Source organism: Alteromonas infernus, assembly GCF_902705815.1.
Genome location: NZ_CACSIG010000031.1, coordinates 244,722 through 269,188, shown reverse-complemented (window position 1 = coordinate 269,188; position 24,467 = coordinate 244,722). Strand labels below are relative to the sequence as shown.

The following is a 24,467-nucleotide window of genomic DNA, read 5'->3' as shown; positions in this document are numbered from 1 at the left end:
CCAGTCAGNGTGATTCAGGTTTCTTTCAACCTGACGGGTTTGCCAGCTTCGCTGGGCAAACAAAAAAAGGCTGACATTCAGTGTCAGCCTTTTTGATAACGCTATATATGTTGTACCGCGAACACTACATTTTTTCTAGTGTTTCGATGCCAAGTAGGGTTAATCCTTGCTCTAGCGTCTTGGCAACCAGAGCTGACAACGCTAGACGGCTATCGCGTACAGCTGGCTCAATACCGTCTTTTAACATCGGGCACGCTTCGTAGAATGACATAAATGCTGAAGCCACATCATATAGGTATGTGCACAGCACATGAGGCGTGGCTTCACGAGATACCGTACCAATTACCTCTTCAAACTGCATTAACAGAACAGCTAGCGCGTGCTCTTGTTTCTCAGCAATATTGATATCTACTGGCATGGTCGCCATATCCACACCCGCTTTTCTGAACAAGCTTTTCACACGGGTATAGGCATACTGAAGATAAGGCGCGGTGTTACCTTCAAAGCTTAGCATGGAGTCCCAGTTAAACATGTAATCAGTCGTGCGGTTTTTAGATAGGTCGGCGTATTTCACAGCGCCAATACCCACCTTACGAGCAACTTCTTTAAGCTCGTCTTCGCTTAAATCGTTGTCGCGTTCAGCAATGAGTTTACCCGCACGCTCAACGGCTTCATCAAGCAATTCAACCAGTTTAACCGTGCCGCCAGTACGCGTTTTAAATGGCTTACCGTCACTGCCTAGCATCATACCAAACGGGCAATGCTCGTAAGTTTGCTCTTCTTTCATGAAGCCTGCTTTACGGCCCACAATTTCAGTTTGCTTGAAGTGCAGCGCTTGACGCGCGTCAGTGAGAATAAGCGTACGGTCAGCTCTTAACTTGCCGCTGCGATAGCGCATTGCCGCAAGGTCCGTCGTTGCGTATAAATAGCCGCCGCCAGACTTTTGAACGATGTAAACCGCAGGATTACCTTCTTTATCAGCAAGCTCAGGTATAAACACCACCTGCGCACCTTGGTCTTCTACTGCAAGGCCTTTCGTTTTAAGGTCGCTGATTACGTTGGCCAAGTCGTCATTGTAAGCCGACTCACCCATAATATCTTTACGGGTAAGGCTTACGTTTAGCTTGTCGTACACTTCTTCTGAGTGAGTAATAGACACGTCAATGAACTTTTCCCACAGCGCCAGACATTGAGCATCGCCACCTTGTAGCTTAACTACGTATTCACGGGCGCGGTCGGCAAAACCTTCTTCTTCGTCAAAGCGTACTTTGGCTTCGCGGTAAAAGTCTTCAAGATCAGAGAGCGCTGTTTCAGCCACTTCTTCTTGCAACTTATCAGAAAGGTGCGCAAGCAACATGCCGAACTGTGTACCCCAGTCCCCCATGTGGTTTTGACGAATCACATTGTGACCCAAGAACTCGAGTACCTTAACTACTGCGTCGCCAATAATGGTGGTACGCAAGTGACCTACATGCATTTCTTTCGCTAAGTTAGGCGATGAGTAATCTACTACAATGTTTTGCTCAGGCGACTTTGCGATGCCTAATCGAGGGTCGGTTAACGATAATTCGCACTGGTTAGCCAACCATGCGTCGTTTAAATGAACGTTGATAAAGCCAGGGCCCGCCACTTCTAGCTTGCTGGCAATATCGTCGAGCTTTACTGTCTCAACGATTTTTTCTGCGATATCACGAGGCTTTTGCTTAAGCTGCTTAGCCAGCGCCATGGCGCCATTAAACTGATATTCACCAAACTCTGGTCGAGCACTGCGCGAAACGGGTACTGGCGCATTTTCTACGCCCATCTCTTGTAGAGCTTCAGTGAAACGGTTAACTAATAGTGCATGTATATTCATAATGTATCTTTTCTTAATTTTCGCGCGTGTTCGTAAATTGAATATCTGGGTAGCGCTCTTGCGCTAGCTGTAAATTCACCATGGTAGGTGCGATATACGTTAGGTTGTCGCCACCATCTAGAGCTAGGTTCTGCTCCCCTTTACGGCGGAACTCATCAAGTTTTTTCTCATCACTAGAGTAAACCCAGCGGGCAGTAGCAACGTTAACATGCTCGTAAAGTGCATCTACGTTGTACTCTGCTTTTAAACGCGCCACAACCACATCAAACTGAAGGACACCTACGGCACCCACAATCAAATCGTTATTCGCAAGGGGGCGGAACACTTGAACCGCGCCTTCTTCGGATAGCTGAATAAGTCCCTTAAGCAACTGTTTTTGCTTAAGCGGATCTTTTAAGCGAATTCGCTTAAATAGCTCGGGCGCAAAGTTTGGAATACCGGTAAAGCGGTAGTTATCGCCTGATGTAAAAGTATCACCAATACGGATAGTACCGTGGTTATGCAAACCTATAATGTCACCGGCATAGGCTTCTTCGAGCAAAGCACGATCACCAGCCAAGAAGGTTAATGCATCAGAAATACGCACATCTTTACCTAAACGACTGTTGCGCATTTTCATGCCTTTTTCGTACTTGCCCGACACAATACGACAAAACGCGATGCGGTCACGGTGTTTCGGGTCCATGTTAGCCTGAATCTTAAACACGAAGCCGCTAAACTTACCGTCGGTGCTTTCAATTGTGCCTTCTTCAGTTTCGCGGCCAAGTGGTGCTGGCGCCCACTCAACTAACCCGTCAAGCATATGGTCAACACCAAAGTTGCCCAATGCTGTACCGAAAAATACCGGCGTTAGCTGACCTTCACGGAATAGTTCTTGATCAAACTCGTTAGACGCACCGCGCACCAACTCAAGCTCGTCGCGCAGGGTTTCGGCAAGGTCGCTACCCACTGCAGTATCAAGCTCTGGGTTGTCTAGCCCTTTAATAATGCGCACATCTTGAATGGTGTGACCATGGCCGCTTTGATAAAGAATAGTTTCGTCCCTATGAAGGTGATAAACCCCTTTAAAGCTTTTACCACAGCCAATAGGCCAAGTGATTGGCGCACACAAGATATCAAGCTCGGTTTCTACTTCATCAAGCAGCTCCATTGGGTCGCGAATATCGCGGTCAAGCTTGTTCATGAAAGTCACAATTGGCGTATCGCGCAAACGGGTAACTTCCATAAGCTTACGGGTTCTGTCTTCTACCCCTTTCGCGGCATCGATAACCATAAGGCACGAGTCAACGGCCGTTAGCGTACGATAAGTGTCTTCTGAAAAGTCTTCGTGCCCCGGGGTATCTAGCAGGTTCACCAAATGGTCGCTGTAGGGAAACTGCATAACCGAGGTGGTTACCGAGATACCACGCTCTTTTTCCATTTCCATCCAGTCTGACTTTGCATGCTGGCCTGACTTTTTACCTTTCACGGTACCGGCGGTCTGCAGCGCGCGTCCAAACAACAATACTTTTTCAGTAATGGTGGTTTTACCCGCATCCGGGTGCGATATGATTGCGAACGTACGTCGCTTTTTAATCTCTTCTAGAAGTTTCTTATCTGACATCAATACTTATCTTCGTTATCTGTTATCCCTGCAAAACAATAACTTACAGGCGCGTTTTATATCGAATAAGCAATGCTTGTCCGCGCAAATTGTATATTGCGGTGAAACGCTTGATACGGCTTGGTAATTAATTGCGCGGATTTTAGCATTTTACTGGGCGTAACAGTAGAGCGAAATTACGTAGCACCTGTCTCATGACGGGTTAAATGAATCGACGGTTTAATTTCAAAGATGTCTTCAAGTTTTTAACATTCAATTCAACGAAAACCTTCACGTAGACGCTCAACGAACTTATTCACCTATTCGCCCCATAACCATTTACTTAGCATGCTAACCAAATAAAATACTTAGCATGCTAAATAAATTTACAAGTATTACGATGATGTTTTCAGAACCTATGCCGCTTCACTTAATCGCACTGTTTGCACGTACTTCAAGAAGATGCAGAAAAACGGTCACCAAATTTGTAGCCCACCTTGACCTCACTGAATCGAGGTGGCGTGTGATGATTCATATGGCTTTGCTTGGCGAAGGATGTACCCAACAAACATTAGCGGAAAGTCTTGAAATAGAGATGCCAAGTCTTACTAGAACGATCAAGCAATTAGAAACCGCGGGCTTGATCAAGCGTATTGTTGATGACAAGGATAAACGAAGCCGTTTGCTTTACTTCACACCAATGGGCAAAGGCCGTATGAACGATATTGAAAGCACGTTAGCGGCGCTGCGGGATGAGGTGTATGCAGGTATACCCGACGATGAGCTGAATACGGTGGCCCTATGTCTTAAAAAAATTGAGCAAAATGCCGTTAGGCTTCTGGAGGCATCTAAGTGAGTGAAAGAACACCCGACCAAGCTTTTGCAAGGTACGTGAAACTGGCTTTAGTAGCCTTTGCTGTCTGTTTTATATATTTTGTAGTTGCTGATATCCGCATGCCAATGACACCTCAGGCAAGGGTGTACCATCAGGTTACACAAATATCACCTCAGCTTAATGGCCCAATCATTAAGGTCTTAGTTAGCAACAATCAACACGTTGAAAAAGGGCAAGTATTGTTCGAAATTGACGATACTCCCTACAATATTGCACTTGAAAAAGCGCAGATTAAATTGGCGAATGTGGCACAAAATGCTCAAATTGACGCCCAGGTGGACGCAATGAAGGCAAGAATAGCAGCCGCGACTGCCATACTCGTAGAACGCAAAAGTGAATATCAACGATTAAACACCTTAATAGAAAGCAACGTAGTTTCTCAACAAGACGTGGATAAAGCTAACGCCCAACTTCAAAGCGCAGAGGCAGATTTGAGCGCACTTAAAGCTGAGTTAAACCTCCAGATTGTAGCTAGGGGAGAAAGAGGAGAGCGTAACCTCAAATATCGGGAAGCTCGCAACGCGCTAAATCGTGCAGAATTAAATCTGGCATACACCAGAATAAAGGCTCCGCACGAAGGCATTATGGCAAACATGCAGGTGACAAAAGGAACCTATGCCAAACAAAGCGTTCCCCTTGCATCTGTTGTAGATAACAAGCTTGACTTGGTTGCTGATTTTAGAGAAAAGTCGCTAACCAGTGTAGAAAAAGGCGTGCGTGCCAAAGTTGTTTTTGATGCGATACCTGGGAAGGTGTTTGCGGCGCAGGTGGAAGATTTCGAGGCTGGCGTTAGTGATGGCCAACTGTCAGCAAATGGCAAGCTGGCCGCTGTTGAAAAATCGAACCGATGGGTGCGTGACGCGCAACGCCAGCGCGTTCATATCAGCTTAGATGAAAGTGAAGCGCCATTAAATCGCCTGACCAGTGGTGCCCGGGCGACGGTTCAAATTGTTCCTAATAACCCCATTGAAAATTTTGTCGCGAATGTTCAAATTCGCTTTATCAGTTTATTACACTACGTCTACTAGAACAGGTTATGAAAACACAACTTAGCGATAATGATGTTCAACAGATGCTCAGAATTGCCAGCGGCGCGACTCTCGGGTTTACGATATCTAAGGCAATGGACTGGCCGAACCCGATATTTTTTACCCTTTATCCCATCTTATTGTTAGGGCTGGTAGCCGTTTTAAATGGGCACATAATAAGACAGTTTCTTGCAGCGACCGTATTCCCAGCAATGGTTGTGCTAGTAGTGTATGGTTTGTTTGGCACCCACCCGCTGCTTATTACACCATTAATCGCAGCAACCTTTGCTTTTTTATTTTGGCAAATGAGTAAGGGCACATTATTTTTGTTTGGCGCATTTTCTCTGGTTGGGCTGTCGTTACAGCTGCACTTCGCAAGTTACAGTAACGATGGAATAGACATTTACCCGTTGGTGATTTCAAATATTGGCGCAATTTTACTTGCTTTAGGCATCGCTTTTGCGTTGCACCTAATATTCCCAGATAGAGCACCGCGAACACCACCGCCTAAGGTCTCTAAAGATCAAGCGAGCATCCGACACGAAGTCATCTTATGCACTACAGTGGCTACGTTATCTTTTGCTGTATTTCAAACCTTCGATTTAGTTGATTCCATTTCGGCGCAAGCGGCGAGCATACTCATTCTTTTCCCTCTTTGCTGGAAAGGCGCCACCATGAGTGGCTGGCAGCGAGCACTCGGCACACTAATAGGGTGTAACCTTGCCCTGCTCGCTCAGCTGGTTTTGCTGAATTACAGTGACACGTTGTTCTTCGCAAGTTTCAGCTTATGGATATTGGTATTTTTCATCAGCCGCCAACATGTGCTAGGCGGTGGTGTTGCCGGCACGGGCTTTGGCGTACTTACCACATTTGGCATTTTGTACGGCCAGTCACTCTCTCCGCAACAGGATATTATTTATAGTGCGCTGTATCGCTTTTCATCGGTAGTGGTAGCCATTGCGCTTAGCCTGTGTGTTATTTATGTAGTACACAGTCTACTTAACAAATTCCAGCCTACACGACACCACACGTTTACTTAGTAATCCTGTCGTTATAACGCTTACTGGTTACAATTCGTGGACTAATAGTTGATTTGCTATTTCCAGTAAAGTACTAACGCAATTAAAAAGGCTCCGACGATATTGTCGAAGCCTTTTCCGCGAGCTGATAAAGCCCTTTACGTTACCAAAGATAAAGGAAGAAACTTAATCGTTCCAGCTTTATGACACCGTAACCACCGCCTTTCGCTTCTCTTCTTTTGAAAATGTCAACGCCTTGTTCAGATTATCAAATTCGAAAAGCGTTGGAATTTCAACAACCAAAGAGTGCTCTGCAACTTGCTCAAGCAGAGCCTCACCGTCTTTCACCAAGCGCTGCCATTGCGGTAAATCGCCATAATCATGCAGCGCGCCTAGGGCTATCTCATGATAAGAAATAGTACGCGTGAAAGGCGCATCTACAGGCACTTCAATACGTCCTAGAATACTCACTACGTGACCATTAGCTTCAAGAAGCGGTACAAGTGACGCCGCATAGTCTGGACCATTCGCGTCGAAAAGCGCGTAAAAGGTTTGCCCTTCAGGTTTACCGCGATGGATGGCTTTTACTCCCATCTCATCGGCTTGCTCTTGCGAAAAGCTTCCTGAGATAACATGTACATTAAAACCAGCCTGAGAAAGTATTTGCGCCAGCAATTTGTTAACTGCGCCCATACCGCTGACTAACACGTCTGCCCCCTCTCTTACCGGCACTTTACTGAACGCTTGCCAAGCAGTAAGCATCGGGCATGGCAAGGCAGCAGCCAATGCAAAATCTACGCTTTCTGGCACTAGCATTACGCGGCTAGCATACACTTCACTGTGGCCGGCAAAGCTTCCGTTTTCACCTAAGCTGTGATGGTATGCCACTCGCCTACCCAGAAGGTTGTTATCAACGCCCTCACCTACAGCTACAACAACACCCGCACCGTCCACACCGGGAATATGCCCTTTTTCCCAGTCGCGGGGGTTATCATCGATAAACTTCCAGTCTACGGGGTTAATGCCAATAGCATAGTTGCGCACGACAATACGCCCTGCTTCCGGCTTAGAAAATTCGCGTTCGTTTCGTATGAGTGCTGCGCCAGCTTGTTCAAATTGCCAAACGTTAGCTTGCATAAAAGCTCCTTAACAAGGTGATTTTTCCGGTTAGTCCCACGCAGGTGAAAAATCTGGGTTAGCTTGACGGTCGCCACAATCTAGCGCGTTAATTTTTGCGATATCGTCTGCGTCTAAGGTAAGTTCAAGCGCTTTGAAATTGGTTTCCAGGTTTTTGCGCTTAGTCGACGATGGAATGGTCACTAAACCATGAGCCAGCTCCCAGGCTACGACTACCTCAGCTGTGCTTACACCATGCTTATCTGCAATCGCAGTGATAGTCTCGTCTTTTAGCACTTTACCAACAGCAAACGGCATATACCCTGTAACTGTGATACCATGTTTTTCGCATGCGGCACACGTTTTTCGCATGCGGCACGTACTTTTTCATTGGTCAGATAAGGGTGAACCTCTACCTGATTCGTGGCGATAACGCCCTCACCTAAGATACTCACCGCTTCTTCAACTTGCGCTACGGTAAAGTTAGAAATACCAATTTCTTTTGTTAGGCCCATTTCCTTAACGCGCACCAATTCACCTAGGTACTCTTCCATGCTTTCGCCATTTTCCGGTGACGGCCAATGAATAAGTAGCAGGTCAACGTACGACAGTTGAAGCTTTTCCAAACTCTCTTTTACGCTATCCACAAAGCTTGCTTTATTCAGTTTGTCATTCCACACCTTGGTGGTGACGTAAAGGTCTTCACGTGCAACAAGATTGTTTGCAATAGCGTCGTTAATAGCGCGACCTACCGCTTCTTCATTGCCGTAAATTTGCGCCGTATCAATGTGACGGAAACCCACTTCAAGTGCCATTGTCACGCTGTTATAGGCTTCATCGTCTTTTAAGCGAAACGTGCCTACACCTAGCGAAGGAATTTTAGATTGTGACTGATTTACATTCGGCATGATGCCTCCTTGTTGGTTCCGTTATTTATGAAAGTGAGGTAATATGTGGTAAGCAATGCGCTGCATCGCGTCTTCTACCGATTGAGTATTACGTCTGAAGTGCAGGCCAATATGATCAACACCCGCGTCTTTCATTGCATTGAGTTCTTTGATAAGCCCGTTTACGCCAGTTTCAACCCCGAAACGGTGGCGTTTTATGGGCGCTTCGTCGTCTTTAACCAAATTAAGGTGAATAAAGCTAACGTAAGGCTTCTTACCCGCTACATTTCGCCATAGCTTCACGTGCTTTTTATGATCGTTCGGTGTACCTGGGTATGCCAGCCAACCGTCCATATTTTCACCTACCCACTGGGGGCTTTGCTGAGCGAGCCCTGCAACGTACAAAGGCGGCGTTGTTGAGTGCGGTAACAGCGACATGCCTGGCTTAAGGGTATTTTCGCCGTGCTTAACAATTTCAAGAGATTGCCTGAATTGCTCGCCTCGACTGTCAAAATCGACATCGAACAACGGGTATTCAACCGGTCTATCACCGCTAGCTACACCGAGGATAAGACGATCGTTACTCAGCTGCTGTACCGTTGCCGCCGCCTTTTTAACAAGCCATGGCTGCCTAAGAGGTAAAACAACAGCGGCTGTGCCTAACAGAATATTGTCGGTGATGCCCGCCAAATACCCCAAGTAGGTGAAGGTTTCAAAAACCTGCGCTGCGTCACCAAAGCTGGGGTCGTAAACCGGTACATCTCGTACCCACGCTGCTTTAAACCCTAGTTTGTCGGCTAACTGTATACGGCTGTGATGCTGTGTCATATCAGGTACACCAAACGGCGTACCTTTTGTGGCGTCGAAATACGCCCAGTCGTTATCTAGCGGAAGCTCTACACCTACAGAGAACGTCTGTTGTGCAAGCTTATCAAAAGTATTTGTCGCCATTGTGACCTCCCTATGCGCTCGTGGCATTATCTGCAGTATTGAGTGCGCGCTTGTCTAAATAGCCGCTGTAGCGAGTAACAACCAAGGCTGCGACAGAAATAAGGGCTCCAATCCACGCGGTATCAGATAACTGCATACCATCGACAACTGCACCGCCTATAATTGACCCTAAAGCAATACCAATGTTAAATGCCGCAATGTTTAAACCTGAGGCTACGTCAACGGCATTAGGGGTAAACTTCTCTGCTAATTGAACAACGTAAACCTGAAGTCCTGGGACATTGCCAAAAGCAAAGGCGCCCCATACCAAAACGGTGATCACTGCGGCCACTTTACTGCCCATGGTAAACGTCAGCGCAAATAAGATGACGGCAAGGGCTGAGAAAATAATGGTTAGTGCGCGGATTGGGCCCTTCTTGTCGGCCAATTTACCGCCATAAATGTTTCCTACAGCAACCGAAGCTCCGTAAACCAACATGATTAAGCTTATCGCTGATGGCGCAAACCCTGCTTCTTCCTGCAATATAGGCGCGAGGTAAGTGAACGCGGTAAACGTACCGCCATACCCTAAAATTGTCATGAGATAAACCAGCACCAAGCGAGGCTGAACCAACACCTTCATTTGTTCACTCAAGGTGGCCGGTTTACTTTGTTTAAGATTGTTCGGTACCAATAACGCGCTGCCGATTAGCGCAAGCGTGCCAAGCGCGGAAACAACAAGGAAAGTTGCTCTCCACCCAAAATTTTGACCTATCCAAGTGCCCAAAGGGACGCCCGTGACCAAGGCAACCGTTAAACCAGTGAACATGATGGCAATAGCACTGGCTTCTTTTTCTTTCGCTACCAGCCCTGTAGCAATGGTAGACCCAATGGAAAAGAACACGCCGTGCGCTAAGCCTGTCAGTATGCGGGCTAAAATTAAGCTCTCGTAGCTAGGGGCCTGCCAGGCAAGCATGTTACCTGCCACGAAAAGCGCCATTAAACTAAGCAGAACATGTTTTCTATTCCACTTACCGGTAAGGGCGGTAAGAACAGGTGCGCCAACGGCAACACCAACAGCGTACAAGCTAACAAGTAAGCCAGCACTTGGTAATGTGACGCCAAGATCTGCCGCTATGGTAGGTACAAGCCCCACTATAACGAACTCAGTAGTGCCAATAGCAAACGCACTTAATGTTAACGCAAATAATGCAATAGGCATTTCAATTATCCTCAAAAAGTAATTAACGTGATGGGGTGTCGTTGCCGACGCCACCTACTCCTTTCAAGCGGACAACTAAACCGTCTTTTGGGGAGTCATTTTTAAAGTGCGTACAGTTTGACGACAAATTTATTTGCAAAAAAAAGCACTAATGACAAAATACTTTTGCGAAATTTGAAAAGGTAAGGTGTGTAATGCCAGTTTCATCGAAGACTGAAGATTTAGAAGCGTTTCTAACCGTTGTTGATACGGGTAGTTTTTCAAGTGCTGCTAACTTGCTTAATCAGCAAGTAGCGAAAGTGAGTCGAGCTGTAACGCGGCTTGAAGATACCTTAGATGTAACCCTATTGAATCGTACTACCAGACGGTTAGAGTTAACCGAAGAAGGCGAGCTTTTTCTGCAATATGCCAGAGATGGCTTAAACGTGTTGGAAAAAGGCGAAGAAGCGCTGCGGCTTTTAAAGCGCACACCTTCGGGAAAACTTCGGGTAGATGCGGCAAGCCCTTTCGTTTTACACCAACTTGCCCCGTTAGTAGGTGAGTTTCGAGAAGCCTTTCCTGATATCACTCTGGATATCACTAGTCACGATAGCATTATCGACCTATTAGAACACAAGACGGATATCGCAATACGCATTGGCGATTTGAGCGACTCGAATTTGCACGCTAGACGTTTAGGAAAAAGTAAGCTGCATATTGTGGCAAGCCCCCAGTATCTTGAAAAATATCCCCTATTTGAAAACGAAGGTGGCATTAGCACGCTAAACAAACACAAACTGATTGGCTTTAGCGACTCACCGAGTTTGAATAAATGGCCACTTAAACAAGATATCAATTTGCAGTACAGTCTTCGCGCCTCAAGCGGAGAAACTATTCGCCAGTTGTGTTTGGCAGGCCAAGGTATTGCGTTACTTTCCCACTTTATGGTTCATAAGGATGTTAGCGAGGGCACGCTTGTCGATTTGTTTAGCGAGGACATCGTCAGTCCAAATCGCAGAGAATCAGTGCAGGCGGTGTACTACAAAAATAGCGCCGTATCGTCTCGTATCTCTGCGTTTTTAGACTTTATCCAGCCGCGGCTTACGCTTTAAAGAACGGCTATTTAGCCTGCCCCTTGCCTAGCATTTTTTTAAGCGTACTTTGAGGAAGGCCATTCACAATAAGCGCTGCAATCATCAATATAGCGCCGGCCACCACCATAGGCAGCAGAGTTTCTTTAAGCAGTAGCACTGAGCTTACATACCCAACGATTGGCGTAAGCGTACTGATTAAAACGATTTTATCTGGCGGCAATTTTGGCCCCGCCGCTACCATAAGGCCGAAACCAAGCCCTGTTGCCACCGGCCCTATGTACGCCAGCAACAACCAGTCGCTTATATCGTAAGCGCCAAAATTCGGCGTTGGCTCTACCATAAGAGCAATAGCAAGCATGGCGAAACCTGCAATAGTAAACTGCCAGAACACCGCTTCAATAACACTTCCTTTCCACTTGTGGAAAGACACCCGCCTAATAGCGACTGCCCACAATGCAGACGCGAGCAACATACCAAAGAGCGGTAGCCATGCGCCCGGTTGGCCCGAGGCAAATAAAATCATCGCACAGCCAATAGTTGAAATTCCGGTAAGAATTAATCGCTTTGAGGGCGGGCGTTGTCGATACCATAACGTATCAATAAGTAGCATCCAAAGCGGCGTCGTATAAATGAGAATACTAGCGGTTCCAGCAGGGATATATTGCAGCGACACCGTAATAAGCCCCATCGACAAGATAAACTGGAAAAATGCGACCACAAAAACCACTGACCGGTCTTTACGATTCAATACCGGCAAACGTTTCTTAGTAATAAGCACAAAAAGCGCGAGTACTGGAAGACTGAGTAGAAAACGCAGGCAAACCATCCACACCGGGCCAACAATTTCCAGGCCCAATTTCATGCCCGGCCAATTAAGCCCTAAACACAACACTGCAACTAAAAGCATTTTGATACCTTTAGATTGCGCTTTTTCCGCCACCGATAATGAAGACATGCGTTTTAAAAAATCCAATTACACGAACTGATTTGAGAGAAGCCATCACCGCCACAGGGGTTTAATTTGAGCGGGATATAATATGGGCGCAAATATAAGCCAATTCGCGAGGGAATAAAACCTCCCCATCCTGTTTACACGCCAACTTATCGACCAAATGGTCAAGTTTTTAGTTTGCTGTGGAAACTTTGTTATACGGCGGGTTGTCCATTTGAGTTTGCGACTTCGAATAAAGTTTTGAAGCTCTCTTTTTGTTAAGAAAGTCATTTGATAATTCATGTCTATATTCGCTGATAAAAAGCTGAAATGAGGAGAGTTCAAAGACGAGTTACATACATGTTCCCTAAATATACACAGCAATAGAAAGTAGCTTTCTTTGGCCTTTTTCTATTTTGCTTACACTGTGCATATATTTATCAGGGCGGAAAAAGTAAACACGATTAAAAAGATTAACAATGACTTTCTCAGCCCAGAACACGCCGCCTTGTTCAGGCTTTTTCAGCACAACGTTAAATTTAAAATAACGCCCGGCCCCCATTGGGTCATTATGCTCTAGCACGCGATGCCCTTCTTGATAAGTAACCACGTTAATGGCAAAACGCCTTGATGAAAAAATAGGATGGTTAAGGACTTTAGCCATGAGGGGTTTCCTTGTAGAGTTTCAATAAAGTCTGCAACACTCTTGCTTCAAACACGCGCTTCGTAAACGCCTAAACAATGTACTTGTAGATGCTACATGTCGCGTTATTTGGTCGAGCTAGTTATGTTTGCCGTGCAGGAATATTGTCTCAATATAAGGTTAAGCACGCTACCGTTCTAAAATACTTGATGAGGCGGGTTTGTACTTTGTTATTCACTAGCGCTATATGTAAAAGCAGAACGTAGCGCTGCTGATAATGAGCTTAATAAACGGCTTTTGACCATTTCATTATTTTGGCGTTTTCCTTCCCCGTCCTTGGTGAGTTAGCCTCGTAACTTTTCGTGGTGTAGTAATTTTTGCGGGTTTCTATGTGTTCAAACCCCGAACTTTCATAAAGTTTAATGGCAGCGAGGTTACTTTCTCTCACTTCTAGCCACATTTCTATCATGCCGTTTTGCTCTGAGGCTGTTAGCACATAATCTACTAGGGCACGTCCTACGCCCTGCCCTCGGAAGGCATCATCCACCGCAATATCCATTAATGTTGCTTCATCTGCTACTTCTAAAACAATGGCATACCCAATGACCTGCTCGTTTTCGTAAGCAAATACGCCATAATAAGGTTTGGTAAAGCAATCTTCAAAGGTGCTGAGTTTCCACGGTACAACTTGCGCCTGCTGATGGATTGTATGGGCATGCGCAATTTCGGCTTCTGCACCTTTTTCGGGTGTTAGCTTTAGTTTGACCGCCACTACTGCTGTTCGCTATTTGAATTATTTAAGGCAGCGCCAACAGACACTAACTGCGACCAAAGCTCTCGCTTTTGTTGTACGGTAAGCTTAAGAGGAGTCGCAGGTAATATAATGGCAGTATCGCTTATCGATAATGTGCGACCAATCATGATTGTGCTTGCCCAGTTCGAGGGTACCCCTACCTGTATACAGGCGAGTTGCAAGTCTTTTAACCACTGTTGTGACTTAGCTTTTTGCTCTGCGCTTAACGGAATACCATCAGGAGAAACGGGCAACGGTGAAGACATTGACGCACTTTCACTTTTATTCGGGGCTTTGGTTTCAGACAAAGACGCCGTGCTTTTTTCTGTTTTCCCTTTCTCGTTATTATTATCACCCACAGAACCGCTCACACTAGCGCGAAGCTGAGCCAAACGAGATTGCTTTTCTTCCTTTGAAATCGGTGTTGAAGTTACAGGAACCTCGTTTGCACCCACAACCTGTGCAGCTGGTGAACTATACAATTGGTTATTGGTGCGTGCTGTGCCTTCTTTGACCTTCTCATTATAGGCTTCTTTTGTGATCCACGTTGGGATCCCAATTTCCTGGAGTACTGCTTGTTGATAAGAGGTTAAAGACACTTCACCATCCATTTAAATTAAGACGCAGCGTAAATTCACTAGCATTCCATCACAGTTTACTAAAAGTGCTTGTTCTATTGAATAGCCATTACTTATAACGTTGGACAATATCCTTCGCTATAGGCATAAAGCGGGCGTTTTTATTAGGTGCTCTTAGAGGCCGCTACCTTACAAGCCGCTATAAAATGCGTTATTAACTATGTTTAAATCCCGCCCTGTTAAAACAAAAGCGCAGATAGAAAGCTAATAAATGAAAAAAGCTTTTAATAAAGGAGACACAAAGCTGAAAATAAAAACAAGGAAAAAAAGAAAAGTACTCGAGAAGAGAAAGTGGCAGGGGTGGAGGGACTCGAACCCCCAACCATCGGTTTTGGAGACCGCTGTTCTACCAATTCGAACTACACCCCTAGCGCGCTGTGCATTATACGGATGACATTAAAAAGGTAAAGCCTTTTTATCACAACTAAAGTTCGCATGCTCAATTAACACCCAATGCGCTGTTTTTTCAATCGAATGCGGGTTAAGTCAATGCGTCGTTGGCTTTTAGCGCCGCAAACCAGAGGTCATTCGTTACCGAAACTATCTCTTTATGAAGGTTGAACTCCGCGAGTGCAATCTGTTGATTAATTCTCATTTTATCTGCGTAGCGCTTTACGAGTTCGGTACTTGTCATGCTATCTAGCTTATTGATAAGTGCACAGCTAGCTAAGTCAAAATAACGGTTTCCCATCGCAGCATACTCCCAATCAATAACAGTGAGCGTGTTATCTCGCCTAATCAATATGTGATTTACTGCTAAGTCGTTATGACATAACACACTATCGTTTTCGGCCTGCTCGCTTTGCAAAACCTTAGGCCGCAATCGCCCGGCTTTTTGGTACAAAATGCTATCCGTGTTTAGCTTAGCGATGTCAATATAGTGCTGCCATCTTGCAGCGAGTTTTAGCGGGTGGGCCTTTATCGACAGCTGATGAACGCTGGCAAGGGTTTGAGCTAAACGCTGAGGGGTTAAACTTGGGTTAGTTGTGTCGCTTTGCCATTGCTCTACCCAAATTGTTTCATCATCGCTTAACCAGATAGGTTGTGGTGCTAAACCTAAGCGACATAGTTTTTTCTGCAAAGCGAACTGATAAGTGCGGTCAATACCGCTAAAGCGATCGTCACCTAACCACTTAACAGCAAAATCACCGACACAGCACGATTGTTTTGGGTCTCGGCCTTGGTTTTGCTCTCCTTCAACCACTTGGCCTGTTTGGCGGTGCCTGAATGCTTTCTCAGAATCACTGTGAAACTGCAGTTTTCTTTCAGTGCCTTCATAGTGTAAAGCAACATTTTGAAGTCGATAAACATGGTTTACAGCCCCAGATGGATGCACCGAAAGCTGGGCACTGTCACTAAGTTTAAGCGCCTTTCGCAGCGTGGCGATGATATCCAACGTGCTCACCTTGTTTTTTATATTGCACTAACCACTGATAATAACCAAATACGGCAAAACCCACATAGCCTAGAAACAGACAAGCAGATAATGCATAGCCCACTTGCAGATATAAATAGGCAGAAGCCAGATTAATGAAAAACCAGTAAACCCAGTTTTGCAGGATTTTATGGGCCACCATAAATGTGGTGACGACACTCAGTAAATTAATACTCGCATCTAATAGTAGGTACTCACTATTGAATTGCGAACCTGCCACCAAAGATAAGCCCCACGCCATTAAAAGCATACTAGGTACTATTAGTAAATGTATCCATAAAGGCCAATGACGAACGGGCTTAACACTCCCCTCTTCAGTGCCTTTAGACCACTGATAGTAGCCATAACCTGCCATGATCATATAAAAGAAATTAAGCGCTGACTGAAAAGGTAAGGTAACTTGCCAAAATAACCAGGTATAAATAGCGGTGCTGACAAAAGCACACAGCCAGCACCAGCTATTCTGTTTAGCAGCCAATAGCACATAGGCTATAGCGAGCACTACCGCTACCCACTCCAATAAAGAGGTAGCGGCAATTTGTGAGGTAAACTCAGAAAGAAAATGAGTCATCAAGACGACTTTCTGGCTTGCATAGCATCAAAGTTGAGAAACTTAGCCACAAAAATAGCTTGCCCTACTTCTTCATGGGTTCTTTGCATTTCCTCGCCTAATATCTTCATAACGACCCCGTAGTCACCTGTTACCTGAGTGCTGGTTGAACTTGTCGACACCGAAATATCGCGGTAGTTATTTAGCCTATCGATAAAATCTTGGATGGGCGGAATGTATTCGTTTACCAGAGGGTACAACGAGAGTTCAACCATAACTTGCATAACTGCTTCCTTTTATTTTAAAACGTGTACTTTACGGTAACACCAAATTGACGACCGTTACCTAGCTGATAGTACGGCTCGTCAAACGCATACTCATCGCGAGGGTCGTTACTGAAACCACCGAATCCTCGGGTGTAATACTCTCTATCAAAGGCATTTTGAACCCACAACGTCGTCTGCCAATTTTCGTGTAATACAACAATTTCAGAATTCACTAATGTGGTGCTTGGCGCAGTTACATCATGTCCGTCTGAGAAGCGGTATTCACTTTTGTAGTCTATGTCTACACGCCAAAGCACCGTTTCAGTAAGTGCGTACTCACTATAAAGGTTTGCAGTCCATTTAGGAGACTGCGCTTGCCTTTGCTCTGTTACTTGCGTGCCGTCGGCAAGAGTATAACCTTCAAATGTCGCGCTCAAATACCCCACGCTTGCATCGACCTGCCATGCATCGGTAGCAAACCAGCTAAGCTCTATCTCAGCACCTTTATTTGTTCCTAAATCTGCATTATCGATAATATCAACGAACCCTGCCGTACCGTCATCGCGAGTAATAACGTCAAAATCACTTACCTGTGTGTCTTTCCTATCCATGTAGAAAAGCGCTGCTCTTGCGATAAGTTCTGGCGTCATCAAAGGGCCTTTAAACCCTATTTCATAGTTCCAGTTATATTCCTCATCGAAAAAGCGCTGTTCGTCATTCACACGGCTGTCGGGGTTAAAGCCAGCGCCTTTATAACCGCGAGAAATACTGCCGTAATAGAAGTGCTCGCCCTGTGTATACTGAAGCGCCACTTTCCCACCGACCATGGTAGTATCGAAAGCGCGTGTAAGCAGGTTATTGTCAGCGTAGTCAAAATCGTAGTTTTCTAGCCTTAGTCCCGCAACTAACACTAAATTATTGTTGATACGGCTTTCAGTATTAGCGTAAATTGCCGTCGTTGTTGGCGTGTATTCACTGGCGAAGTCGTTATCGAGGTAGGTGTATTGTCGAAGCAGTTGCTCTTCGGTGTTTTTGTAAAAAACACCTATAGTCCAGTCGGTTATGCCATCGAACAATGCGGCGCTCTCGTTAGACACAAAACGAATTTCTCCTGTTTGTGTATCTACATCGCGATAATACGCATCGAATGAGGTATAACCCCAAGGGTGAAAGCCAGTGAATGTCCAGTCTTCGTCGTAGCCATAAGCGATATTATGCGAGGCGTGGGTAGCAATGAGAATTAGATCGCCTGCCGCCGTTTCTGTTGTCGAACGGGCGCTTACCGCATGGGTTTGATGCTCATCAAAGCCAGGCTCGTCAGATAAGGTTCTATTATCATTATCTAGTGAAAAAGCATCATACCCATTGTCGATATCATACCATCGATAAGTAAGCGCAAGCGTTGTACGCTCATCAACATGCCCTTCTACAGCAAAACGCAATGCGGTTTCATCAATATTGTTGGTGTCACGTCGACCGAGAAATGTGTTTTCAACAAAACCATCACTGCTATTGTGAACCAGCGCCACGCGATAACCCCAGTCACCACCTATGTCGTTCCCTGTAGCGCCTTCAATTCGGTAGGTATCTTTATTGCCCACTCGCGCCTCGACATAATCAGGGGCGTCGCTACCAACGTCATTGCTTGAGAGCTTCACCGCACCGGCTAAAGCGCCTGTACCGTAAAGGGTAGCTTGCGGGCCGCGATACACTTCAAGTTGCTTAGTATCAAAAATTAAGCCTGCAGCAGCTAGACCAGAAAAATCGAACTCATCAACGATAAAGCTAACCGATGGGTTAATAGGCTCGGCAAACTGACTACGCTCGCCAATACCTCGAATTTGAACGAATCGCCCACGAGAGGCACCTGCGGCAAAGTTCACGTTAGGAATACTGTTTAGCACGCTATCAATATGAGTAGGCTGTCTGCTACTAAGTCGCTCCTGATTTAAAATAGTGGCACTCGCACTTAGCTGGTCTAGTGTAGTTTGACGAAAGTCCCCGGTTACCACAATGCGCTCGATATCAGTATTAGAGGCAGTTGTATCGGCATTAGCGCTTTGCTGCTGGCCATACGCGGCAACAGAAGTAGCAATGAGTGTAAGTGTGAAAAGTGTTTTATACATGGGATCTCTTATTCTTACTTAAGAAAAAAGATCCGGGTCTAACGGCAGGTTATTAGGCTATGTTGTGAACCATTCCTACGCCGGTATTATCCGGATCAGGTTTAAGGGTTCCCACTAAAGTGGATCTCAGACCGAAAACGGACACCCCTTGGTATAGCGTTGAGCCCTTATTAATAAAGCCTCAACTTCTGCGACGGAGTCTACCAGTTCGATAGACATCGTCAAGCAGATAACACGTTAAGCTAACTTCATATTTTTTATATGATATATAGCGAAGGACGCTGCGTTTTATTCAGCGTCTATGTTCATATTTAAACGACGAACTTCGTCATCAGTTTGCGCTTTTAAACCTTCCAGCGTTTTACCGTGTGCTGTTGGCTGACGTGTGTCTGGGTCAACTTTTACGAAAACGATATCGTCTGCAAAACAGATGGTTTTCTTTGTAGCTTTATTGCGTACTAAACAGCTAACAGTAATAGACGTGCGGCCCACCGCTTTGGTTTCTAAGCCAAACTCTACAATATCACCTTGCATGGCTGGTGACTCGAAGCTAATTTCGCCGATATGCTTGGTAACCAAGCAATTAGTTTCCAACTGACAAATTGCCCAAATTGCGGCTTCTTCGTCAATCCATTCTAACGCGCGGCCACCGAACAGAGAATTGGCATAATTAAGGTCATTTGGCATCACTAAACGCCGAGAAAGAAAGCGCATTCGAATTCCTCATAATAAATCGCTACTATAGCGCTAGATTATACCGAAAAAAACTGTTTCATGGCGCTATCTCAATTATGTGAGTGGGTTTTAGCCCCCTTCTTTACCGAACATCAAAACTCAACGTTGCGGTTGCATCGCAGGTTATTGGTGATTTCTGGCCGCGACGAATTTTGTCACAACGCACTAACCACAGTGACTAATGCTATCGATAAATCTAATACCGTTAAATACAACCTCTTTACCGGCGAAATGTTAAAGGGAAAGAAACGCAAGCAAGTATTAGGTAGTGAGTGGGATATCGCATTTTTAGACTGTAGAGACTTTTTCAGACCTGGCGATGTCATGGCTGTAGCAGGCACGGTAAAACAGCATGGGTGTTTAATTCTTATCTGCCCCCCGTTTACAACGTGGCCTGAAAACGCTGCCGTTTCGTTTATTTCTGAAGGCTATAGCCTGAAACGCAGCCTTTATCTTGCGCGCTTTATAGACCGCCTTCAAGGCAATCCATCCATTGCTTTTTACCGTGAAAGCGCGACTACCCTGCCAGACATAGCCCGCTATGAAGTAAATAAACTTGATGCTGCAAATGCTTATCGTGGCGCTTTGTTTAAGTCTTATGAGCAAGAGCACGCATTTAACAAGCTAAGCCAAGGGTTCTACCATAACCAACTTAATGCGCTTATCACCGCGCCAAGAGGTAGGGGAAAGTCGTCTCTTTTGGGGTTATTTATACAAAAGCTGATAAGAGAAGGCCATCGCGTACTGTTAACCAGTGAACGTCAGGAAAACGTCAAAAATGTTTTTGATATTCAAAATCCAAGCGAAGATACTAAAGATAACCACACTAAGGGCATAGAGCAGATACAACCCGCTACATTACCATTTAAAGGAAGAGAAATAATAACCAATGGCACTGTAAAGTGGGTACCACCAGATAGCGAGCTGCTGTGTAGTACTGATAAGCAAGATTACGATGTGGTAATTGTAGATGAAGCTGCATCATTGCCACTGCCACTAGTGCATAAGATCATCAAACATAATAAGCAGTGGATATTAAGCACTACCCTTTTAGGTTATGAAGGTTCGGGCAGCGGCTTTATACACAAGCTTCTACCTAACTTGCCACCTTCGGCTATACACCTTACTTTGACAGCCCCTTTAAGATGGTATCAGCACGACCCACTTGAAACCTTTCTTAACGAAACATGTTTGTTCGAAAGCGATAGCTCAGCGCTGATAGACGACAAGCACATCGAAAAAAGTGCAGCTGACATCATCGAGCATAGCGCATTTAATTTATCTACCTTTGAAAATGTTAGGGAACAGACGCTACAACAAATTATGTCTTTACTCGCGCTAGCCCATTATCAAACAACACCTGATGATTTCATGCGTTTAATGGATAGCCCAGATGTTCTAATAGCTTCGCTTTCGCTAGATAACATAATAATAGCTGCCTCTATTATCAATATCGAAGGAGGTAAGCGTCTTGAAGAAACCGCAGAGGCTATAGCTTCGGGAAAGCGCAGGCCGAAAGGTCACTTAGGCGCACAGCGACTTTGCTTATTATCTGCAAACGGTACTGCTGCTACCTTTACGTACTGGCGAATCAACCGCATAGCGGTGCACACTAGGCTGCAAGGTAAAGGAATTGGTAGCGAGCTTCTTAGAAAAATTACTAACGAGAGTTATAGGCATGGCATTGATGCGATATGCACATCCTATGGCACTACGGCTAAACTTGATGCTTTTTGGTGTAGAAACGGCTTTGAGGTTGTTGATTACGGCCGAAAGCCCAATAAAGCAAGTGGAGAAACCAGTGCTCTGGCCGTGCTCGCCCATACAAACAAGGTAAAAATGCTCGTGAGTGAGCTTATAGCGTTACAAAAAAGCTATCAGTCTACGCTTGGGCTTTTTTCATTACCGACTAGCATTATTAATACCTATCAACAAAAACTACACCACTTTATCGACGGCTCACGGACGCTAGATGATGTATGGCCCATACTATGTAAAATTGCGAAGTTTGATGGCGGCATTTTCAATGACAAGCCTGGTGATGCGAGTGGTTCGGATAATGCCAATAGTGCGGATAGTCTAAAGTATAGCGACTATAAGCCAATACAAAATATCGCTAAAATAATTAACGAAAATTCGCGGTTGATAGATGTATTTATTACGTCAAATATCGAACTCAAACAGCTTTGTAGTGCGCTTGATGCAAAAGGCTTGAAAGAAGCGACCAAAAAATTAAGAGAAAAACTAAAGCCAGCATTTTAGCGAAGCGATGAGTGGCCGACGCTACATACGTTCAGAGAGAATTTAGTAAACGAGCGTTGTGTACCTACCGAAAACAAGAAGCTATTTAATACAAGAACCTAGCCTGTAGATAACTTTCTATCTCTTCAACAATTCCCCAAAAACAATAAAGCATAAAAAAGCCTCCCGAAGGAGGCTTTTTTGGCTAAGACCGAATATTAGATGTTAATACCACGGTTCTTCGCTTTTTCCTTAATATAAGGTTCCCACGCTGCTGCGTTGCGGCGTAGTGAGCGATCTTTCTTAGCTTCTTGTACATGCTTGTAAGCAGACTTGAAGTTACCCGCATAGAAGTTCGCTTCCATAAGTGTGAAGTGAATTTTCTCTGGGTTTTCAGCACCGCGATCCAAGGCATTTTGTAGTGCTTTGATGGCGCCTTTATAGTCTTCAGCTACAAGTAGAAGCGTACCTTGCTTACGATAATGCTCAGGGTCTGAACTCTTAGCCGCCGCTTGTGCATACAAGTTAGCAGCCGTTTTAAAGTTCTTAGCTTGGTGATATGCATTAGCAACATTAGCAATCATATCAGCATCATTTTTCAACAAGCCTTCTTTCATGTGCTTTTCAAGCAATTTGGCCGCCTTGTAAGGCATACCATTGCTTTGATAAAGCTGCGCAAGCGTTTTAATTTCCGACTCTTTTTCTAGATAACCTTGCATATAAGCAAGTTCTAGCGTTGAAAGACCTTTTTTATAGTCTTCAACTAAGATGTAGAAAAATCCTAAACGCGACCACCACGTTTTCTCTTGCGGGAAAGTTCTAACAAGATCTTCCGCAACAGCAACCGTTTCTGGGTACATCTTACGCTCGTAGTAAGAAGTCAGCTTCAACACATACGGGTTCTTGTTTGGCTCTTCATACAAAGCAATTGCCTTGTCTGCCGGCTCTACCATCTTCGCTAACTGCTTAGATTCGAAATAAGCCTGTGCCAAACGCGTATACACGTCTGCGTCTTCTTTACACGTGAAGTCCATCCACTCGTTATACCATTTAATGGCATTGGTGTACTTCTCTTCCTGCATGCTCAAATCACCTAATAGCTTAAGTGTTTGAGAGTGTTCAAGGTCGTTAAGCACTTTTGGTTCAACAGATTCAACCAAATAGTTTAACGCTTTTCCACCTTGACCTTCTTGCGCAGCAAGCAAGTTACCAATAAAACGCTTAACGTAGGCTCTATCAAAATCGTCCGAAGGGTCGATTTCATAAAGCACGTTTAACGCTTCGTTGACTTGGTCTTCATTGTAGAATTCAAAAGCTTTTTGAACTTTCTTACCGGTACGCTCACCTACTAGCGTTGTTTTACCCTTTTCATAACCAGGACAAACAACAGGTGCAGACTGCGCTAGGGCAGCGGGTGCTGAAAGCACCGCACCTGCGCCTAGCACTAAAGCAACGGCTGACATTTTGAATGTACGTTTCATCATGATCATTGCTCCAGTTTAAAGTCTAGCTGTACGAACATGCCAGGTTGTTTAACCGGCTTGCCATCAACGATCTTAGGCTTGTATTTCCACTTACGTAGAGCACGACGTGCTTCACGGTCGAATACGCGCTTAGGTTCAGCTTCAATAACTTCGATATCTTCAACACCACCAACTTCGTTGATAGTAAAAGATAGTCTTACCCAACCTTCACGGCCATCACGGGCTGCATCAGGTGGATATTTCGGGTCGATACGAACGATAGGTGTTGCTTCACCGTCACGTTGCATAGCACCAACACCACCAATGTTTACACCAACACCACCTGTGTCGATAGCTGGAATAGCTAAGCTAAAGCCATCTGCATCAGGTTCCGCTGTTTCCGGCTCAACTTGCTCCATTTTCGGAGGCTGTGGAGGCGGAGGCGGAGGCGGTGGTGGAACACGAGTACGCGTTTGCGTTTGGTCGTCTGGTTCCTGCATTACAATATCGATCACCGGTGCAGGCGGTACTTCGTCTGCTGGTCTAGATGAATTTTCAATCAACTTGGCCATTAGAACGAACAGGGCAAATGCGACCGCAGCACCTAATACAATAGATACAAGTATACGTAACATCTTATCCCCTTGCCGCTACCGAGACTCGGTTAACGCCCGCGGCTTTAACCTGATCCATAATTTCAACTACTAAACCATGCTTCGCTTTAACATCAGCTTGAATGATTACGTAGTCAGTAGGCTGCTCGGTAAGCAGTCTTTCTATATTCGCTCTTACGCTGTCCGGCGCAACTTCACGCTTGTCTAGCCAAACATTTCCGTCTTCCGTTACGGCGATGAAAATGTTTGCATTTTTGTGAAGAATCGCCTGGCTCGCATCTGGCTTGTTGACTTCGATCCCTGCTTCTTTAACGAAAACAGTGGTAACGATAAAGAAGATCAGCATGATAAACACGATATCCAACATGGGCGTCATGTCGATCTGTGCATCTTCTTCCTCGGTTCTGACTTTTCGAGCCATAATC

22 protein-coding genes, 1 tRNA gene, 1 pseudogene and 1 riboswitch are annotated in these 24,467 nt (G+C 45.2%); of the genes and pseudogenes, 5 read left to right on the top strand and 19 right to left on the bottom strand.

All coding sequences use genetic code 11. From position 1 onward, the window contains the following. Positions 1 to 124: 124 nt before the first annotated feature. Together argS and prfC are read right to left on the bottom strand one after the other, a co-directional pair. Complete coding sequence (argS, locus tag ACX5J7_RS08660) at positions 125 to 1,855, bottom strand: arginine--tRNA ligase (protein WP_498706803.1); 1,731 nt, start codon at positions 1,853 to 1,855, stop codon at positions 125 to 127. Between the two features lie 13 nt (positions 1,856 to 1,868). Beyond that, positions 1,869 to 3,458, bottom strand: coding sequence for a peptide chain release factor 3 (prfC, locus tag ACX5J7_RS08655; protein WP_498706801.1), 1,590 nt, complete (start codon positions 3,456 to 3,458; stop codon positions 1,869 to 1,871). 379 nt (positions 3,459 to 3,837) lie between these two features. On the opposite strand from prfC, the gene ACX5J7_RS08650 reads away from it, so the two are divergent. Genes ACX5J7_RS08650 through ACX5J7_RS08640 form a run of 3 tightly spaced genes read left to right on the top strand, consistent with a single transcriptional unit; the run spans position 3,838 to position 6,400 of the window. Further along, positions 3,838 to 4,293, top strand: a complete 456-nt coding sequence (locus tag ACX5J7_RS08650) for a MarR family winged helix-turn-helix transcriptional regulator (RefSeq protein WP_043960472.1) — start codon at positions 3,838 to 3,840, stop codon at positions 4,291 to 4,293. Continuing rightward, on the top strand, positions 4,290 to 5,360 hold the full coding sequence (locus tag ACX5J7_RS08645) for an HlyD family secretion protein (protein WP_498706799.1): 1,071 nt from the start codon (positions 4,290 to 4,292) through the stop codon (positions 5,358 to 5,360). Before ACX5J7_RS08650 ends, ACX5J7_RS08645 begins: the two co-directional genes overlap by 4 nt. Positions 5,361 to 5,368: 8 nt before the next feature. Continuing rightward, on the top strand, positions 5,369 to 6,400 hold the full coding sequence (locus tag ACX5J7_RS08640; protein WP_024015919.1) for a DUF2955 domain-containing protein: 1,032 nt from the start codon (positions 5,369 to 5,371) through the stop codon (positions 6,398 to 6,400). Positions 6,401 to 6,580: 180 nt separating this feature from the next. Here ACX5J7_RS08640 and ACX5J7_RS08635 read toward each other — a convergent pair whose 3' ends face one another. The 4 genes and pseudogenes from ACX5J7_RS08635 to ACX5J7_RS08620 form a co-directional block, all read right to left on the bottom strand. After that, entirely contained in the window at positions 6,581 to 7,516 is a 936-nt protein-coding gene (locus ACX5J7_RS08635) for an alcohol dehydrogenase catalytic domain-containing protein (protein WP_485165581.1), read from the bottom strand. Between the two features lie 30 nt (positions 7,517 to 7,546). After that, positions 7,547 to 8,403, bottom strand: a pseudogene (gene dkgB / locus ACX5J7_RS08630) (2,5-didehydrogluconate reductase DkgB). Positions 8,404 to 8,424: 21 nt separating this feature from the next. Then, positions 8,425 to 9,333, bottom strand: coding sequence for a TIGR03571 family LLM class oxidoreductase (locus tag ACX5J7_RS08625; RefSeq protein WP_498706798.1), 909 nt, complete (start codon positions 9,331 to 9,333; stop codon positions 8,425 to 8,427). Positions 9,334 to 9,343: 10 nt separating this feature from the next. Next, entirely contained in the window at positions 9,344 to 10,534 is a 1,191-nt protein-coding gene (locus ACX5J7_RS08620) for an MFS transporter (protein ID WP_498706796.1), read from the bottom strand. Between the two features lie 194 nt (positions 10,535 to 10,728). Here ACX5J7_RS08620 and ACX5J7_RS08615 point away from each other — a divergent pair, with 194 nt between their 5' ends. Next, positions 10,729 to 11,625, top strand: coding sequence for a LysR substrate-binding domain-containing protein (locus tag ACX5J7_RS08615; RefSeq protein WP_498706794.1), 897 nt, complete (start codon positions 10,729 to 10,731; stop codon positions 11,623 to 11,625). A gap of 7 nt (positions 11,626 to 11,632) precedes the next feature. Here the strand turns inward: ACX5J7_RS08615 and ACX5J7_RS08610 are convergent, their stop codons facing one another. The 10 genes from ACX5J7_RS08610 to ACX5J7_RS08565 all read right to left on the bottom strand — a co-directional run bounded on the left by ACX5J7_RS08610 (position 11,633) and on the right by ACX5J7_RS08565 (position 19,703). Then, positions 11,633 to 12,562 (bottom strand): DMT family transporter, encoded by a 930-nt coding sequence (locus tag ACX5J7_RS08610; protein WP_141153560.1) that lies wholly within the window; start codon positions 12,560 to 12,562, stop codon positions 11,633 to 11,635. A 343-nt stretch (positions 12,563 to 12,905) separates the two neighbouring features. Beyond that, the gene (locus ACX5J7_RS08605) at positions 12,906 to 13,202 is read right to left on the bottom strand and encodes a 2OG-Fe(II) oxygenase (protein ID WP_020745558.1); all 297 of its coding nucleotides are present in this window, start codon (positions 13,200 to 13,202) and stop codon (positions 12,906 to 12,908) included. 262 nt (positions 13,203 to 13,464) lie between these two features. Next, on the bottom strand, positions 13,465 to 13,953 hold the full coding sequence (gene rimI / locus ACX5J7_RS08600; RefSeq protein ID WP_071958789.1) for a ribosomal protein S18-alanine N-acetyltransferase: 489 nt from the start codon (positions 13,951 to 13,953) through the stop codon (positions 13,465 to 13,467). Further along, on the bottom strand, positions 13,953 to 14,573 hold the full coding sequence (locus ACX5J7_RS08595) for an alanine acetyltransferase (RefSeq protein ID WP_498706791.1): 621 nt from the start codon (positions 14,571 to 14,573) through the stop codon (positions 13,953 to 13,955). The genes rimI and ACX5J7_RS08595 overlap by 1 nt, the downstream gene beginning before the upstream one ends. A 331-nt stretch (positions 14,574 to 14,904) precedes the next feature. Then, positions 14,905 to 14,981 (bottom strand) — tRNA-Trp (locus ACX5J7_RS08590). A 112-nt stretch (positions 14,982 to 15,093) separates the two neighbouring features. Next, positions 15,094 to 16,008, bottom strand: coding sequence for a phosphotransferase (locus tag ACX5J7_RS08585; RefSeq protein ID WP_498706789.1), 915 nt, complete (start codon positions 16,006 to 16,008; stop codon positions 15,094 to 15,096). Then, entirely contained in the window at positions 15,974 to 16,618 is a 645-nt protein-coding gene (pnuC, locus tag ACX5J7_RS08580) for a nicotinamide riboside transporter PnuC (protein ID WP_015066523.1), read from the bottom strand. The genes ACX5J7_RS08585 and pnuC overlap by 35 nt, the downstream gene beginning before the upstream one ends. Then, a complete protein-coding gene (locus ACX5J7_RS08575; protein WP_012517744.1) occupies positions 16,618 to 16,881 on the bottom strand; it encodes a hypothetical protein in 264 nt (87 codons plus the stop codon). Before ACX5J7_RS08575 ends, pnuC begins: the two co-directional genes overlap by 1 nt. 17 nt (positions 16,882 to 16,898) lie before the next feature. After that, positions 16,899 to 18,989 (bottom strand): TonB-dependent receptor, encoded by a 2,091-nt coding sequence (locus ACX5J7_RS08570; RefSeq protein ID WP_474376814.1) that lies wholly within the window; start codon positions 18,987 to 18,989, stop codon positions 16,899 to 16,901. A 55-nt stretch (positions 18,990 to 19,044) separates the two neighbouring features. Further along, positions 19,045 to 19,148: riboswitch (TPP riboswitch) on the bottom strand. A 129-nt stretch (positions 19,149 to 19,277) separates the two neighbouring features. After that, positions 19,278 to 19,703, bottom strand: coding sequence for an acyl-CoA thioesterase (locus ACX5J7_RS08565; RefSeq protein ID WP_012517742.1), 426 nt, complete (start codon positions 19,701 to 19,703; stop codon positions 19,278 to 19,280). A 60-nt stretch (positions 19,704 to 19,763) separates the two neighbouring features. Here ACX5J7_RS08565 and ACX5J7_RS08560 point away from each other — a divergent pair, with 60 nt between their 5' ends. Then, positions 19,764 to 21,986, top strand: coding sequence for a GNAT family N-acetyltransferase (locus ACX5J7_RS08560; protein WP_498706786.1), 2,223 nt, complete (start codon positions 19,764 to 19,766; stop codon positions 21,984 to 21,986). Positions 21,987 to 22,183: 197 nt separating this feature from the next. On the opposite strand, the gene ACX5J7_RS08555 is transcribed toward ACX5J7_RS08560, so the two are convergent. The 3 genes from ACX5J7_RS08555 to ACX5J7_RS08545 are packed head-to-tail and all read right to left on the bottom strand — an operon-like array spanning position 22,184 to position 24,463. Next, complete coding sequence (locus ACX5J7_RS08555; protein WP_012517739.1) at positions 22,184 to 23,449, bottom strand: tetratricopeptide repeat protein; 1,266 nt, start codon at positions 23,447 to 23,449, stop codon at positions 22,184 to 22,186. 2 nt (positions 23,450 to 23,451) lie between these two features. Further along, complete coding sequence (locus ACX5J7_RS08550; RefSeq protein WP_012517738.1) at positions 23,452 to 24,063, bottom strand: energy transducer TonB; 612 nt, start codon at positions 24,061 to 24,063, stop codon at positions 23,452 to 23,454. 1 nt (position 24,064) lies between these two features. Next, the gene (locus tag ACX5J7_RS08545) at positions 24,065 to 24,463 is read right to left on the bottom strand and encodes an ExbD/TolR family protein (protein ID WP_012517737.1); all 399 of its coding nucleotides are present in this window, start codon (positions 24,461 to 24,463) and stop codon (positions 24,065 to 24,067) included. Positions 24,464 to 24,467: the final 4 nt, after the last annotated feature.